The following is a 15,886-nucleotide window of genomic DNA, read 5'->3' as shown; positions in this document are numbered from 1 at the left end:
GAAGAAACGTGCGCGACAGGGTAGCACATCTTGTCGCGCAACGACGTTATCAGATCAGGCTCTCAGAGGAGGGGATCAGCTTAGGATTGAGGCAGTTTTCGTAATATTGCTGGATCTCGGCAAGCCGGGTGCGCGAGCGCTGGTAGCGGCGCAGGGCCATAAAGCCGTTCCAGAAAATGGCGATCAGCATTGCTGTCATCAGCAGAGAGGTGCCGATGTAACGCCATAGCCCTGCGCTATCCGGCATACGGTGCAGGCCGATATGGCGAGTGCCGTTGGCGTCGGTGTAGAGGCTTGTGACGATCCCTTCGGCACTGAACGGCGTTTGCATCAGCATCTGCGCCAGGCGCTGGAATTGGCTCCACTGCTCCTGCGCCGGGTAGTCGTAAAGCGCAACCTGCGGGTAAGGCTGATCGACCAGGTCGCTGCCCTCATCGCTAACAATCACAAACCCGCCCGGTGCCGGGCTGTTCAGCGCCTGAGCCGCTCGGGTGGTCTCGCGCATCATGAACGGCGACGTGGAAGTGGCGACCAGGTTATCCAGCGATTCAGCGCTCACCGGACGCAGCAGCACGTTGACGCCATCCAGCCGTCCCGCTTCGGCGCGTTTCACCAGCGAGTCCCAGTCTTTACTGTTCCCCAGGTTTACCAGGGCATTTTTAAGACGTATGCACTCATCCTGCGAAGAACAGAGATCCTGCGTTTTCAGAACGATGTCACCAAAATCATCCAGCAGAACCATGCCTGATTTTTGAATGGCCGAGCGCAGCGCGGGGCTGACGCGCGAATCATCGTCCGGTTTCGGGTGCAGCTGGCGGTTAACCGTCTGGGTAAGGGCCGTGGCTTTATTCACCACTTCGGATTCCGGCAGCGGCAGCGGCGGTGCGTCGTTCCAGATAATTTGCGAGCAATCAAACGGCATGAACGGTGAGTTCTGGCGCGTGTTCCACGCCCCCGGCGTGTGAATATTACACATCCCGGTTCCCTTCAGGCGCAGCGTGTCCCCCACGCGGACACCGGCTTCATCCAGCTTGTTGACGCTGGTCGCTTCAATGGTTTGCGCCCCTTTGATCCACGACAGGGTAAATTTGATGGGCATATCCAGCGGCACAAAGAGCAGCAGCATGACTAAGACCAGCGCCGCGCCTCCGGCAATGACCGTGCTGCGAAGCCAGTGCTGAAGCGGGAAATTTTTCACTTCATCATGCAGGGATAAGAAGCGCCCCTGACGCACAACGTGGCGGTCAAGGTAGATATCAATATCGGTTTTCTGGCCCAGGTCCTGCGCAATCCACGGTTGCCAGTGGCGCGGGTAGATCAGGTCAATAATTCCGAGCGAAATATTGTTGAGGTGTTCCTGATCGTTTTCACCGAACAGACCCCAGCGCTTTGGCGTACCACGCAGGCAGTGGATCTCGCGCAACGAGGTTTTGGCCGGTGGAGCAAAGAGCCCCCAAAGTCCGCCCGCCAGCAGCAGCACCGCACCGCCCGCCAGCCAGGGGACAAACACATCCGGCGTCAGCAGGCAGATAAAAAAGAGCAGGAAAGCGGCGACGATCAGCAGAGCTTCACGAATACCGTCCGGTCGGCTCAGGGCGTACTCTTCATGGGTTTCCTGGCGAATGTTCAGCAGTTCAATCTGCTCTGTCTCTTCGCCACGAATGGAGGCCTGCGTTGAACTGGCGCGTTCCAGCGCAAAACGCGGGGCTTCCTGAAGATATTCATTCAGCGTGTGGCCGTTAAGCGAGATAACCAGAGGCAACGAATCGGTGTGAATCAGCTCAACGCTGTTTTCGTCATTAATGTATTGCTCCCATGACGGAGGCAGATGCACTTCGACGGAATCCAGGTAATAGCGCCATTTGTTGGGGTCATCAGTGGTAATGCCGTAGCGCGTGATGGAACGCGTCACGCAGAGCACGGTGTCACTTTGCGCATTAAGCTTTAGCGCGACGGGCGCAGTGGTGGCTCCCGTTGGCCCAGGCGTGAGCTGAGAACGGTTCAGGATTTCGAGATAGTTTTCAACTGCATCGCGCTCTTCTTGCGTGAGTTTACGCGTGGTCGCGCCCGCAAATGCATTTAAAAAGGGCAGACGATAACGTCGCTGTACGCGACGCCTGTACAACCACCCTGCAACCAATGCGCCGGCCAGCATAGCAGCGAGAACAATCAAAATGGTGCTCATGCTTTCCCCATCTTACTTATCTTCTTACAGGTGTAGTCAGTAGCACCTTTACATTGAATGAGTGTCTGTGGTTGGCTATCGGCAAGTATGGAGTCGAACTTGAGCATTCTGAAGCGCATCCCAGTGACCGGTGATGATAGCAAAGCCTGTTATGGCGTGATATCAGCAAATTCCTGGAAACATTTCAACCTCTTGACATTTGTTTTGAATTGAGGATTGATCCCAAATACGTTGCATAAATGTAAATAAAGAACAATTGACATTGCCGAAACCGTGCGGCGTATCGCACAATAACCCCAGTTCTCACTGCTAAGACCCATCAAGATGAGCAAACCACTACAAAAACCCACCATTCTGAATGTTGAAACTGTCGCCAAATCGCGCCTGTTTAATGTCGAAAGTGTGGATCTGGAGTTCAGCAACGGTGTGCGTCGCGTTTATGAACGTATGCGCCCCTCGTCGCGCGAAGCGGTGATGATTGTGCCGATTGTCGACGATCATCTGATTTTGATCCGCGAATACGCGGTGGGAACGGAATCTTACGAGCTTGGGTTCTCGAAAGGGCTTATTGACCCGGGTGAAACCGTCTTTGAAGCGGCCAACCGCGAGCTGAAAGAAGAGGTGGGCTTCGGGGCGAATGAGCTTTCATTCCTGAAAAAACTGAGCATGGCGCCGTCCTATTTTTCCAGCAAAATGAATATCGTGGTGGCGGAAGATCTCTATCCTGAATCGCTGGAAGGGGATGAGCCGGAGCCGCTGCCGCAGGTTCGCTGGCCGCTGGCGCACCTGATGGATCTGCTGGAAGACCCTGACTTTAATGAGGCTCGCAACGTGAGCGCGCTGTTCCTGGTACGGGAGTGGTTGAAGGGGCAGGGGCGACTGTAGGCCATAAAAAAAGCCGGGTGGGGGCTTCGCCTTACCCGGCCTACGATGCTTTGCCCGGTTTTTACCGGGCATTTTTATTTTTAGAACAGCTCGTGCGTTTCGCCGTTATCGATAATCTCTGTACCCACCTCGTGCACCGCCTGTGTGGTTGGCTGCGTGCCCTCAATGAAATACTCTTCGCGACTGTTACCGCCGTTGGCGAGCTGGCCCGTGCTGCGGTCGATATTGACCGTCACCACGCCCGGCGGCGGCGTCAGCGGCTGCTCCGGCACGCCTTCAAGAACGGACTTCATGTAGGCGTCCCAGGCCGGTTGCGCGCTCTTCGCGCCGCCTTCGTAGCCGGAAATCTGATCTTTAATCGCGCCGGATGCCGTGGTACGTCCTAAATCGCGGCGGTGATCGTCGAAGCCGATCCAGACCGAGGTCACTACGCCGGGACCGTAACCGGAGAACCACGCGTCTTTCGAGCTGTTGGTTGTCCCCGTTTTACCGCCGATATCATGGCGCTGCAGATCGCGCCCTGCGCGCCAGCCGGTACCCTGCCAGCCTGGCTCACCGAAGATATTGGTGTTCAGCGCGCTCTTGATCAGGAACGACAGCGGCGTGTTGATCACATGCGGGGCGTACTCCTGCGCGCAGGTCTGCGCGACCAGCACCTGGTTCGCCTGCTCGAGCTGCGGCTGCGGCACCACGCCGTTCTGCTGCTCCTGCGACACGGCAGGATCTTCCATGTCCTTATTCTCAAGCACCTCGGATTTCGGCGTATTGCCATAAATGACCGGAATATCGCAGTCAGGGCAGGCAATTTTCGGCTTCGCCTCGAACAGCACGCCGCCCTGATCGTTCTCGATCTTGCTGATGAAGTACGGGTCAATCAGGAAGCCGCCGTTGGCCATCACCGAGTATCCGCGCGCGACCTGAAGCGGCGTAAAGGAGGCTGAGCCTAACGCCAGCGACTCGGTGCGAACGATGTTCTGCGCCGGGAAACCGAAGCGCTGCAGATACTCTGCGGCATAGTCGACGCCCATCGCGCGCATGGCACGCACCATCACCACGTTTTTCGACTGTCCCAGACCCTGACGAAGGCGAATCGGGCCGGCATACTCCGCAGGGGAGTTCTTCGGCTGCCAGTCGGAACCCGCACCCGCATCCCAGCGGGAGATTGGCACGTCGTTGAGGATGCTGGCGAGGGTCAGCCCCTTATCCATCGCGGCCGTGTAGAGGAACGGTTTGATATTGGAACCGACCTGACGCAGCGCCTGGGTGGCGCGGTTAAATTTGCTCTGGTTGAAATCGAACCCGCCGACCAGGGCCAGTACAGCGCCGTTCTGCGGATTGATAGAAACCAGGGCCGAGTTGACGTCCGGCACCTGCGCCAGCCACCAGGATTCGCCGACCTTGCGCACCCAGATTTGCTGCCCGGTCTGTACCGCATCGGTCACTTTACGCGGCGTGGCGCCCTGCAGGGTATCCGAGCGGTACGGACGCGCCCAACGGATACCGTCCATGCGCAGGGAGACGGACGTACCGTCCGCGAGCGTTGCAACGGCTTCCTGAGGATCGGCTTGCGTCACCACCGCAGGAAGGAGCGGACCGTAGGTAGGCAGCGCTCTCAGCGTACTGGTGATTTTTTTGCTGTCCCACGCGCTTTCGCCCACCTTCCAGAGCACGTTGGACGGGCCGCGATAGCCGTGACGCATATCGTAGTCCATCACGTTGTTGCGTACCGCTTCCTGCGCCGCCTGCTGCACTTTACGGGTGACGGTGGTGTACACGCGATAGCCATCTTCATAGGCCTTGTCGCCATAGCGATTCACCATCTCCTGGCGAACCATTTCGGTCAGGTAAGGCGCAGAGAAGGCGATCTCCGGGGCGTGGTAGTTAGCGTCAATGACGTCGTTGCGCGCCTGGTCATACTCGCTCTGGCTGATATAGCCTTCGCTCAGCATACGTGACAGGACGACGTTACGACGGGCAGTGGCGCGGTCGAGCGAGTAGAGCGGGTTAAACGTGGACGGCGCTTTTGGCAAACCGGCGATGGTGGCCATTTCGCTTAAGGTGAGTTGCTCAACAGGCTTACCGAAGTACACCTGCGCGGCCGCCCCCACGCCATAGGCACGGTAGCCCAGGTAGATTTTGTTGAGGTACAGCTCAAGGATCTCGTCTTTGCTCAGCAGCTGCTCAATACGGATCGCAAGGAACACCTCTTTGATCTTACGGGTCAGCGTCTTTTCAGGGCTGAGGAAGAAGTTACGCGCCAGCTGCTGCGTAATGGTGCTCGCCCCCTGAGAGGCGTGACCTGAGAACAGCGCAATGCTCGCGGCACGGAAAATCCCTACCGGATCGACACCGTGGTGCTCGTAAAAACGGCTGTCCTCCGTGGCGATAAAGGCTTTCACCATCACGGGGGGGATTTGGTTTAAGGTCAGCGGAATACGACGCTTCTCGCCATACTGCGCCATGAGCTCGCCATCGGCGCTATAGACCTGCATCGGGATCTGGAGACGCACATCGCGAAGCGTGGCGACATCAGGTAGCTGTGGCTCAATATATTTGTACAAACCGTAAATCGAGCCTGCTCCCAGCAGAATGCAACAGACTGCAAGGATGAATAAATACTTTACGAACTTCACCGGAGATTTCCCATTTGGTTTCACTTGGGCAGTTTCTAAACAATCGCGCGGTAGTATAAAGGCAAGCCTGATTCATTGATATAGCCGTCAGGGCGACGGGCGATAAGGAGATCGTGAAGCATGGCCTTCAAAACATGGCAAACGGGCGTTCATATTCAACAGGATAGGGTGCTGATCGTGGCGCTGGCCCGGGAGAAGTCCGGCTGGCACCTGCGGCGCTGGTGGGCAATCCCGCTGGCCGAAGACATCATTCGTGACGGCAAAATTTGTCAGCCAGAACAGCTGGTTGATGCGTTACGCGACTGGCGAAAAACGCTGCCGCACGCCCATCGGGTGTTCCTCTCTTTTCCGGCAGCACGCACCCTGCAGCGGTCACTTCCCCGTCCAACCGTTGCGCTGCGCGACAGCGAGCAGCTTTCATGGCTTGGCGCCGCGCTCGCCCGCGAACTGGAGATGTCTGTCGATACGCTCTGTTTCGATTACGCGCAGGATACTTTCAGCAATACCTTTCACGTGACGGCCGCACAAAACAACGAGGTCGACACCCTTCTGGCGCTGGCGAAAACGCTGCGTTTGCGGCTGGAGACCATTACCCCGGATGCCAGCGCGCTGACGAATCTTCTTCCTGCGCTGGCACCGGCGCAGTGTGTCGCCTGGCGGGACGATCGGCAGTGGCTCTGGGCGATGCGCCACCAGTGGGGACGCCGCTTAACTACCGAAGCAGAAAACGTGGCCGCGCTGGCGGCGCTGCTGGCTCTGGAGCCAAATGACATCGCGCTGTTTGATCGCCAACGTGATCCGTGGGAAATCCTGGCGCGCTGCCAGGCTCCGCTGCCGGAATGCGGCGCTGATTATACCGTTGCGCTGGCGTTGGCCATGAGCGAGGTGCCCGAATGAGCATCCTGAACTTTTTGCCCTGGCGACAGCAGCGGCGCACGCGATGCCTGCGTTTCTGGGGCGCAATGTGTGTCGGCACAGTGCTGTTGCTGTTCGTGGTCTGTTTCTGTCTGCGGATGAACCATCTCGTGAGGCTGCGCGCGCTGCAAACGGATCTGACGGGAATGCAGTCCGTGCAGCACGCGCTTGTCGCCCGACAAAGACTGACCGCACAGGCGCAAATGCCCGTGCAGACCCTGCAACGACGCGCATGGCAACCGGTGCTGTCCTCCCTTTCCAGCGCCATTCCGGCACAGGTCTGGCTGACAGAGCTGCGCTATCAGCCGCCTGCGCTGATATTGACCGGTTATGCCATCACCCTGCCGGCCCTCTCTGCCCTGCGCGATGGGCTGGGACAACTCGCGGGCTTTACGTCCGGGACAGCGGGCGAGCTTCGGCAGGATAGCCGGGGGCACTGGCTGTTTACGCTTCATCTCAAAAGCGAGGAGTAACGCGTGGATACCTTGGTAGAACGCTGGTGCGAAAGCCGTTCCCGGCATCGGGTACTCTGCTGGTGCCTGGGGAGTCTCCTTGCAGGACTGGTCGCGTGGGTGGCGTTGCTCAGACCGGTAGACAAGCAGTGTGCTGAACAACAACGCCAGCTGATTGAAGATGTGAGGACGAACGCGGCGTTATGGCCTGCCGTCAGAAAGGTTCCGTTTCGTCCGGACGCTGTAAAAGCACGGGCGCTGACGCCGTTCTCCCCGCTCAATTTTCAGGGCGATAACACGACGCTGGTTCACTGGAAGCCGCTGCAAAATGGAGGGGAGCTGGCGCTGGATGCGGAGTGGCAGGCCATTCCGGAGCTTTTTTCCCGGCTGGCACAGCAGGATGTGCAGATCGCGGCTTTCACGATTTCGCCACAAGGTTCGGTGTTACGCCTGCAGCTGGAGCTGGAACATGCGGAATAGCGCGCGATTTTTGCTGGTTTGCTCAGTGCTGCTATTAACCGGTATGCGCGATCCGTTTCGTCCCCCGGACGATCCTTGCGCCATTGGCGAGCTGGCGCAGTGGCACTTTCGCGGCGTGGTGGAAGGGCAGGAGACTATCGGCATTTTACAGGATGGGCAAAAGCGCTGGTACCGGCTGACAACGCATGAGCGCTTCCCGGCAGGCTGGAGGATAAAAGCCATCAATGCAGCGGAGCTGGCAGTTGATGTGGGTGACACCTGTGACCCGGGAAAATGGACGTGGCAACGAGAAGGAACGGACAAAAATGAATTTACGGATAATGCTGTGGCTGCTGGCGTTCAGCCATCCCCTGTGGGCCGCCGAGCCAAAACCGGTCACGCTGGTGGTGGATGACGTTCCTGTGGTTCAGGTGTTACAGGCCCTGGTCGCACAGGAGAACCGTAATCTGGTGGTATCGCCTGATGTCAGCGGCACGCTTTCGCTAAACCTGACGCGCGTCCCCTGGAGGCAGGCGCTACGGACGGTTGTCACCAGTGCCGGACTCGTCTTGCGCGAGGAAGGCGGCATTTTTTATGTGCATACCGTGGCCTGGCAGCGTGAGCAGCGGGAGCGTTCAGAGCAGGAACAGGCGCGTCGACAGCTTGATGCCCCGCTGGTCACTCAGGGCATTCCCTTTTCCTATGCCGATGCCGGGGAGCTGCAAAAAGCCGCGGAAAAACTCCTGAGCCCAAAGGGGAGTTTGTCTGTCGACACGCGTACCAACCGCCTGCTGATCCGCGATAACCAGGCTGCGGTGGATGCGCTGCAGCGCTGGGCCGCCCAGATGGATATTCCCATCGAGCAGGTCGAACTGGCGGCGCATATTGTGACCATTAACGAAAAAAGCCTGCGTGAGCTTGGGGTGAAGTGGAATCTCGCCGACGCGACCGACGCGGGCAAGGTTGGACAGCTCACGACGCTGGGCAGCGATCTTTCCGTCGCCAGCGCCACCAGCCACGTGGGTTTTAATATCGGGAGGATCAATGGTCGGCTGCTGGATCTGGAGCTCTCAGCGCTGGAGCAAAAACAGCAGGTCGATATCATCGCCAGCCCGCGGCTGCTGGCCTCGCACGGGCAACCGGCCAGTATCAAGCAGGGCAGCGAAATTCCGTATCAGGTCTCAAGCGGGGAAAGCGGCGCCACCTCCGTTGAGTTTAAAGAGGCGGTACTCGGAATGGAGGTCACACCGGTGGTCTTACAGGGGGGACGCGTGCGCCTGAAACTACACATCAGCGAAAATATGCCGGGACAGGTTCTGCAGCAGGCCGATGGCGAAACGCTGGCTATCGACAAGCAGGAGATAGAAACCCAGGTGGAGGTAAAAAGTGGAGAAACGCTGGCGTTGGGCGGAATTTTTTCCCAGAAGAACAAAACCGGCAGTGACAGCGTACCCGGTCTGGGAAGCATCCCCTGGATTGGGTCGCTTTTTCGTCATGACGGGAAAGACAACGAACGGCGTGAATTAGTGGTGTTTATTACACCACGTCTGGTCGGTATTCGCTGACGGGTAACGATCCCCGCAATGATTTTGCATTCAGTTTGTTGCAGATGTTTGACGTGGGGCATGAATTAGCATACAAGGAGTACCGATTTGAGTTGGACTTACGTCTTATTACCTTATGCGCCCGGCGCGGTGATTTAATCAGTTGCCAAACAAGCCGGAGTATTGAGATAATTTTTAGTCTGACTCTCGCTCTATTGCATATGAGGTTTCAGTTCATGTCCTGCTACGCCGGGTGTCTGCGAAGCGGGGATTACCATTAACGAATAGTCTTAGTAGTACCGATAAAATGGCAGAGAAACGCAATATCTTTCTGGTTGGGCCTATGGGTGCCGGCAAAAGCACTATTGGGCGTCAGTTAGCTCAACAACTCAATATGGAATTTTACGATTCTGATCAAGAGATTGAGAAACGAACCGGAGCTGATGTGGGCTGGGTTTTCGACGTAGAAGGCGAAGAAGGTTTCCGTGACCGAGAAGAAAAAGTGATCAACGAACTCACGGAAAAACAGGGCATCGTTCTGGCAACAGGCGGCGGCTCTGTGAAATCTCGCGAAACCCGCAACCGTCTCTCCGCCCGTGGCGTAGTGGTCTATCTTGAGACGACCATTGAGAAACAGCTGGCACGTACGCAGCGCGATAAAAAGCGCCCGCTGCTGCAGGTTGAAACGCCACCACGCGAAGTTCTGGAAGCGTTGGCCGATGAACGCAATCCGCTGTATGAAGAGATTGCTGATGTGACCATTCGTACTGACGACCAGAGCGCTAAAGTGGTTGCAAACCAGATTATTCATATGCTGGAAAGCAACTGATTCTGGCTTTATATACACTCGCCTGCGGGTAAAAGCATTAAAGGTGGATGTCGCGTCATGGAGAGGATTACAGTTACTCTCGGGGAACGTAGTTACCCTATCACCATCGCGGCTGGTTTGTTTAACGACCCAGCTTCCTTTTTACCACTGAAAGCGGGTGATCAGGCGATGCTGGTCACCAATGAGACGCTGGCTCCGCTTTATCTCGACCGTGTGCGCCACCTGCTTGAGCAGGCGGGCGTAAAAGTCGACAGTGTGATTCTCCCCGATGGCGAGCAGTATAAAAGCCTGACGGTACTGGATACCGTCTTTACCGCATTGCTGCAAAAACCGCATGGTCGCGATACAACACTGCTTGCCCTGGGCGGCGGTGTTGTGGGCGATCTGACCGGCTTTGCGGCCGCAAGCTATCAGCGTGGCGTCCGTTTTATTCAAATTCCAACCACGTTGCTGTCCCAGGTCGACTCCTCTGTCGGTGGCAAAACGGCAGTGAACCATCCGCTCGGTAAAAACATGATTGGCGCGTTCTACCAGCCCGCATCGGTGGTGGTGGATCTCGACTGTCTGAAAACGCTGCCGAAGCGCGAACTGGCTTCGGGTCTGGCGGAAGTGATCAAATACGGCATTATTCTGGACGGCGAGTTCTTTAGCTGGCTTGAAGAGAATATGGATGCGTTGCTGGGCCTCGATGAGGCAAAACTGGCATACTGCATTCGTCGTTGCTGTGAGCTGAAAGCAGAAGTTGTTGCCGCAGACGAGCGTGAAACGGGCTTACGTGCTTTACTGAATCTTGGGCATACGTTTGGTCACGCGATTGAAGCCGAAATGGGCTACGGCAACTGGCTGCACGGTGAAGCCGTCGCGGCCGGCATGGTGATGGCTGCCCGCACCTCTGAACGTCTCGGACAGTTCAAACCGGAAGAGACGGCACGTATCATTGCGCTGCTTGAGCGTGCTGGTTTGCCGGTGACCGGGCCGCAGGAGATGTCGGCGCAAGCGTATTTACCCCACATGATGCGCGATAAAAAAGTATTGGCAGGTGAGATGCGTCTTGTACTCCCGCTTGCAATAGGGAAGAGTGAAGTACGCGGCGGAGTGCCGCACGATGTCGTTCTTGGCGCTATCGCTGACTTTCAGCAGGCGTAACAACTAGAAAGGTCAGGCCACTGTCGCAGGTGGTCGTTTAGCTTCAGGTGAAATGCAAAGTCGTTGGCATAAGCCTTTGAGTGGGGTGTTAAATGGATGAATTCAAACCAGAAGACGAGCTGAAACCCGATCCCAGCGATCGTCGTACTGGTCGTTCTCGTCAATCTTCAGAACGTGATAACGAGCCGCAGATCAACTTTGACGATGTTGATCTGGATGCAGACGATCGTCGTCCTTCGCGCAGCCGCAACGCGCACGAAGAGCGAGCAGAAGAGGATTATGAGTCCGAAGAAGATTCAATGGACGAACAGCCTGTAGAGCGTCGCCCGCGTAAACGTAAAAAAGCCGCTGCGCCAAAACCGGCTTCCCGCCAGTATATTATGATGGGCCTTGGCATTCTGGTGCTTGTGCTGCTGATTGTCGGCATTGGCTCCGCGCTTAAAGCACCGTCAACGAACACAACCGAGCAAACGGCTTCCGCTGAGAAGAGCATCAACCTTTCCGGTAACGATGCGTCTGACCAGGCGAATGGTGCACAGCCAGCGCCGGGTGCCACTTCTGCTGAGCAGACCGCAGGGAACACCACAGCGCCGCAGGATGTTTCTCTGCCGCCTGTTTCTTCAACCCCTGCTCAGGGTCAGGCACCTGCTGCGCCTGAAGGTCAGCAGCGTGTGGAAGTTCAGGGAGACCTGAACAATGCGCTGACGCAGCCGCAGAACCAGCAGCAGGTTGATAACGTCGTGGTTAACTCTACGCTGCCAACTGAACCTGCAACCGTTGCCCCGGTTCGCGGTGGTAACGCTCAGCCGCAAACGGCTGCGACGGAAACCAAACCGCGCCAGACGCAGACTGCGACACGTCCTGAACGTAAGCAGGCGGTGATTGATCCTAAGCGTGAAACCAAACCTCAGGCAGTGGTGAAGGCGCCTGAAGTGAAAGCTGTTCCGGCGCAGCCGAAACACACTGAAACGGCTGCGGTGAGCGAGCCTGCTAAAGCGCCCGTCACGCAGACTGCGCCGAAAGCCACGGCGACCACCACGGCACCGGCTGCCACAGCGGCGCCAGCAGCGACGGCAACAGCCTCCAGCAGCGCGGCAGGTAAAACGGCAGGCAACGTTGGATCGCTGAAGTCTGCGCCATCCAGCAACTACACGCTGCAGCTGAGCAGTTCGTCCAACTATGACAACCTCAACAGTTGGGCGAAGAAATCAAATCTGAAAAACTACGTTGTTTATCAGACGACCCGTAACGGTCAGCCGTGGTATGTGCTGGTGAGCGGTGTTTATTCGTCCAAAGATGAAGCAAAACGTGCCGTAGCGGCGCTGCCAGCTGACGTTCAGGCGAAGAACCCATGGGCGAAGCCGATTCATCAGGTTCAGGCCGATCTGAAGTAATGTTTAAAGCGCAGGATGCTGTCGGAGCTTTCTCCACAGCCGGAGAAGGTGTAATCAGTTAGTCAGCATGAAAAAAAATCGCGCTTTTCTGAAATGGGCAGGGGGGAAATACCCCCTGCTCGATGATATTAAAAAGCACCTGCCTAAAGGCGAGTGCCTTATCGAACCTTTCGTGGGTGCGGGATCGGTGTTCCTCAACACCGATTTTTCTCGTTATATCCTGGCGGATATCAACAGCGACCTTATCAGCCTCTATAACATCGTTAAGCTGCGTACCGATGAGTATGTCGCCGAGGCGCGCAAACTGTTTACGCCCGAGAACAATAACCCGGACGTTTACTACCAGTTCCGCGCGGAGTTTAACCAGAGCCAGGATCCGTTCCGCAGAGCCCTGCTGTTCCTCTATCTCAACCGGCATGGTTACAACGGCCTGTGCCGGTATAATCTTCGTGGGGAATTTAACGTGCCTTTTGGCCGCTATAAGCGCCCGTATTTCCCACAGGACGAGCTGTATCACTTTGCCGAAAAAGCACAGAACGCGGAGTTCCATTGCCTCTCCTATGAAGAGTGTATGGAGCTGGCTGGCGTCAATTCGGTGGTGTACTGTGACCCGCCATACGCGCCGCTGTCTGCGACGGCGAACTTCACCGCCTATCACACTAACAGCTTCAGCCCTGCCGAGCAGGCGCGCCTGGCGGAGATGGCGGAAAAGCTGGTCAGCAAAAGAATTCCGGTGTTAATTTCGAATCACGACACGCCTGATACGCGCGAATGGTACAAAGCCGCGAAGCATTTTCAGGTTAAGGTGCGGCGTAGCATTAGCAGCAACGGCGGCACACGTAAAAAGGTGGACGAACTCCTGGCTCTTTATCGCCCCTGAGCCGTTTTGCCCGCCGGTAAACACATTTCAAGGAGAAGCGGATGAAACAGTTTTTGATTGCTCCCTCAATTCTGTCGGCCGATTTTGCCCGCCTGGGTGAAGACACTGCCAACGCACTGGCGGCTGGCGCGGATGTCGTCCATTTCGACGTGATGGATAACCACTACGTTCCAAACCTGACCATCGGTCCGATGGTGCTCAAGGCGCTGCGTAACTATGGCATTACCGCCCCGATCGACGTTCACCTGATGGTGAAACCGGTTGATCGCATCGTGCCTGACTTCGCCGCGGCGGGTGCCAGCATCATCACCTTCCATCCGGAAGCCTCTGAACATGTGGATCGCACGCTGCAGCTGATCAAAGAGAACGGCTGTAAAGCGGGGCTGGTGTTTAACCCGGCCACGCCGCTGAGTTATCTCGACTATGTCATGGACAAGCTGGACGTGATCCTGCTGATGTCCGTCAACCCCGGCTTTGGCGGCCAGTCATTCATCCCTCACACGCTGGATAAGCTGCGTGAAGTCCGCCGTCGTATTGACGAGTCAGGCTACGATATTCGTCTGGAAGTGGACGGCGGCGTGAAAGTGAATAACATTGGTGAAATTGCGGCGGCAGGCGCGGATATGTTCGTTGCCGGTTCAGCCATTTTCGACCAACCGGATTACAAAAAAGTCATCGATGAAATGCGCCGCGAGCTGGCGAAGGTAAGTCATGGATAAATTACAGGCTATTCGGGGTGTGGCATTCGACCTCGACGGCACGCTGGTTGACAGCGCGCCGGGCTTAACGAGCGCCGTTGACCAGGCGCTGTATGCACTTGAACTCCCCGTTGCGGGTGAAGAGCGTGTCGTCACGTGGATTGGTAACGGCGCCGATGTTCTGATGGAGCGCGCGTTGACGTGGGCGCGTCAGGAGCGTGCGTCACAGCGTTCCGCCCAGGGGAAACCGAGCGTCGATCACGCGGACATCCCGCAGGAAGAGCAGCTGCGTATTCTGCGCAAACTGTTCGATCGTTTCTATGAAGAGACCGTCGAGGAGGGCAGCTTCCTGTTCCCGGACGTTCAGGAAACGCTGAGTGCGCTGCACGCGAAGGGCATCCCGCTGGGTCTGGTGACCAACAAACCCACGCCGTTTGTCGCACCGCTGCTCGACGCGCTCGATATCGCGAAGTATTTCTCCGTGATTGTGGGCGGCGACGATGTGCAAAACAAAAAGCCTCATCCGGAACCGCTGCTGCTGGTGGCAGGAAAATTATCCTTAACGCCTGCGGAGCTGCTCTTTGTCGGCGATTCCCGCAATGATATTCTGGCTGCCCGCGCGGCCGGGTGTCCTTCCGTGGGGTTAACCTATGGCTACAACTACGGTGAAGCCATCACGCTGAGTGAGCCGGACGTCGTTTTCGACCACTTCAAAGATTTGTTGCCCGCACTCGGGCTTTCGCACAGTGAACATCAGGAATTGAATAATGACTAAGCCCATCGTTTTTAGTGGCGCACAGCCTTCAGGTGAATTGACCATTGGTAACTACATGGGTGCGTTACGTCAGTGGGTCAGCATGCAGGATGACTACCATTGCATTTATTGCATCGTCGATCTCCATGCGATTACCGCGCGTCAGGATCCTGAGAAGCTGCGCAAAGCCACGCTGGACACCCTGGCGCTGTATCTGGCCTGCGGTATTGATCCAGAGAAGAGCACTATCTTCGTTCAGTCTCACGTGCCGGAGCACGCGCAGCTGGGCTGGGCGCTGAACTGCTACACCTATTTCGGCGAGCTGAGCCGCATGACGCAGTTCAAGGATAAATCCGCGCGCTACTCAGAAAACATCAACGCCGGTCTGTTTGACTATCCGGTGCTGATGGCGGCAGACATTCTGCTGTACCAGACTAACCAGGTCCCGGTGGGTGAAGACCAGAAGCAGCACCTGGAGCTGAGCCGCGATATCGCCCAGCGCTTTAACGCGATCTACGGCGATGTGTTTAAAGTGCCTGAGCCTTTCATTCCGAAGTCCGGCGCGCGCGTGATGTCGCTGCTGGAGCCGACCAAGAAGATGTCCAAGTCTGACGATAACCGTAACAACGTTATCGGCCTGCTGGAAGATCCGAAATCGGTGGTGAAAAAACTCAAGCGCGCGGTGACCGATTCCGACGAGCCGCCTGTAGTGCGCTACGACGTGCAGAACAAAGCGGGCGTCTCAAACCTGCTGGATATCCTCTCCGGCGTCACCGGTCAGAGCATCCCTGAGCTGGAAAAACACTTCGAAGGCAAGATGTACGGCCACCTGAAAGGCGAAGTGGCAGATGCCGTTTCCGGCATGCTGACCGAGCTGCAGGAGCGTTATCACCGCTACCGTAACGACGAAGCTTTCCTGCAGAAAGTGATGAAAGAGGGCGCGGAAAAAGCCAGCGCGCGCGCGTCCGAAACCCTGAAAGCGGTGTATGAAGCGATTGGGTTTGTGGGTAAACCTTAAGCCTGCTTTGCCGGGTGGCGCTAACGCTTACCCGGCCTACAGGATCGTGTAGGTCGGGTAAGGCAAAGCCGCCACCCGACAAAAAACACACTCT

General features: G+C 56.8%; 15 protein-coding genes. 13 read left to right on the top strand and 2 right to left on the bottom strand.

The window, feature by feature from the left end; genetic code table 11:
- Positions 1–49: 49 nt before the first annotated feature.
- Positions 50–2,185 (bottom strand): intracellular growth attenuator family protein, encoded by a 2,136-nt coding sequence (locus tag KGP25_RS22750; RefSeq protein ID WP_045909339.1) that lies wholly within the window; start codon positions 2,183–2,185, stop codon positions 50–52.
- A 324-nt stretch (positions 2,186–2,509) separates the two neighbouring features.
- Here KGP25_RS22750 and nudE point away from each other — a divergent pair, with 324 nt between their 5' ends.
- The gene (nudE, locus tag KGP25_RS22745; protein WP_008503041.1) at positions 2,510–3,070 is read left to right on the top strand and encodes an ADP compounds hydrolase NudE; all 561 of its coding nucleotides are present in this window, start codon (positions 2,510–2,512) and stop codon (positions 3,068–3,070) included.
- 80 nt (positions 3,071–3,150) lie between these two features.
- Here nudE and mrcA read toward each other — a convergent pair whose 3' ends face one another.
- A complete protein-coding gene (mrcA, locus tag KGP25_RS22740; RefSeq protein ID WP_223539650.1) occupies positions 3,151–5,703 on the bottom strand; it encodes a peptidoglycan glycosyltransferase/peptidoglycan DD-transpeptidase MrcA in 2,553 nt (850 codons plus the stop codon).
- Positions 5,704–5,823: 120 nt separating this feature from the next.
- On the opposite strand from mrcA, the gene pilM reads away from it, so the two are divergent.
- The 12 genes from pilM (at position 5,824) to trpS (ending at position 15,792) form a co-directional block, all read left to right on the top strand.
- Positions 5,824–6,600 carry a pilus assembly protein PilM gene (pilM, locus tag KGP25_RS22735; RefSeq protein WP_063622741.1) on the top strand — a complete coding sequence of 259 codons (777 nt, stop codon included), beginning with the start codon at positions 5,824–5,826 and terminating at the stop codon, positions 6,598–6,600.
- Complete coding sequence (locus KGP25_RS22730) at positions 6,597–7,091, top strand: PilN domain-containing protein (protein WP_111967810.1); 495 nt, start codon at positions 6,597–6,599, stop codon at positions 7,089–7,091. Before pilM ends, KGP25_RS22730 begins: the two co-directional genes overlap by 4 nt.
- 3 nt (positions 7,092–7,094) lie before the next feature.
- A complete protein-coding gene (locus KGP25_RS22725) occupies positions 7,095–7,550 on the top strand; it encodes a HofO (protein WP_223539649.1) in 456 nt (151 codons plus the stop codon).
- Positions 7,540–7,944 (top strand): HofP DNA utilization family protein, encoded by a 405-nt coding sequence (locus KGP25_RS22720; RefSeq protein WP_223539648.1) that lies wholly within the window; start codon positions 7,540–7,542, stop codon positions 7,942–7,944. The genes KGP25_RS22725 and KGP25_RS22720 overlap by 11 nt, the downstream gene beginning before the upstream one ends.
- Positions 7,856–9,094, top strand: a complete 1,239-nt coding sequence (gene hofQ / locus KGP25_RS22715; RefSeq protein WP_223539647.1) for a DNA uptake porin HofQ — start codon at positions 7,856–7,858, stop codon at positions 9,092–9,094. The genes KGP25_RS22720 and hofQ overlap by 89 nt, the downstream gene beginning before the upstream one ends.
- Before the next feature lie 286 nt (positions 9,095–9,380).
- Positions 9,381–9,902, top strand: coding sequence for a shikimate kinase AroK (gene aroK, locus KGP25_RS22710; protein ID WP_003861630.1), 522 nt, complete (start codon positions 9,381–9,383; stop codon positions 9,900–9,902).
- Positions 9,903–9,959: 57 nt separating this feature from the next.
- On the top strand, positions 9,960–11,048 hold the full coding sequence (aroB, locus tag KGP25_RS22705; RefSeq protein ID WP_223539646.1) for a 3-dehydroquinate synthase: 1,089 nt from the start codon (positions 9,960–9,962) through the stop codon (positions 11,046–11,048).
- A gap of 92 nt (positions 11,049–11,140) precedes the next feature.
- Positions 11,141–12,442: a cell division protein DamX gene (gene damX / locus KGP25_RS22700; RefSeq protein WP_223539645.1), complete on the top strand. Its 1,302-nt coding sequence runs from the start codon at positions 11,141–11,143 to the stop codon at positions 12,440–12,442.
- 67 nt (positions 12,443–12,509) lie between these two features.
- Positions 12,510–13,322, top strand: coding sequence for an adenine-specific DNA-methyltransferase (gene dam, locus KGP25_RS22695; RefSeq protein WP_045909331.1), 813 nt, complete (start codon positions 12,510–12,512; stop codon positions 13,320–13,322).
- A gap of 41 nt (positions 13,323–13,363) precedes the next feature.
- Positions 13,364–14,041 carry a ribulose-phosphate 3-epimerase gene (gene rpe / locus KGP25_RS22690; RefSeq protein WP_008503032.1) on the top strand — a complete coding sequence of 226 codons (678 nt, stop codon included), beginning with the start codon at positions 13,364–13,366 and terminating at the stop codon, positions 14,039–14,041.
- Positions 14,034–14,795: a phosphoglycolate phosphatase gene (gph, locus tag KGP25_RS22685; RefSeq protein ID WP_167214943.1), complete on the top strand. Its 762-nt coding sequence runs from the start codon at positions 14,034–14,036 to the stop codon at positions 14,793–14,795. Before rpe ends, gph begins: the two co-directional genes overlap by 8 nt.
- Positions 14,788–15,792, top strand: a complete 1,005-nt coding sequence (trpS, locus tag KGP25_RS22680) for a tryptophan--tRNA ligase (protein ID WP_045333928.1) — start codon at positions 14,788–14,790, stop codon at positions 15,790–15,792. The genes gph and trpS overlap by 8 nt, the downstream gene beginning before the upstream one ends.
- Positions 15,793–15,886: the final 94 nt, after the last annotated feature.

Origin of the sequence: Enterobacter sp. JBIWA003 (genome assembly GCF_019968825.1) — a bacterium.
GTDB lineage: Bacteria > Pseudomonadota > Gammaproteobacteria > Enterobacterales > Enterobacteriaceae > Enterobacter > Enterobacter quasiroggenkampii.
Note: the sequence above shows the minus strand (reverse complement) of the source record. Positions and strands in the feature narration are given on the sequence as shown.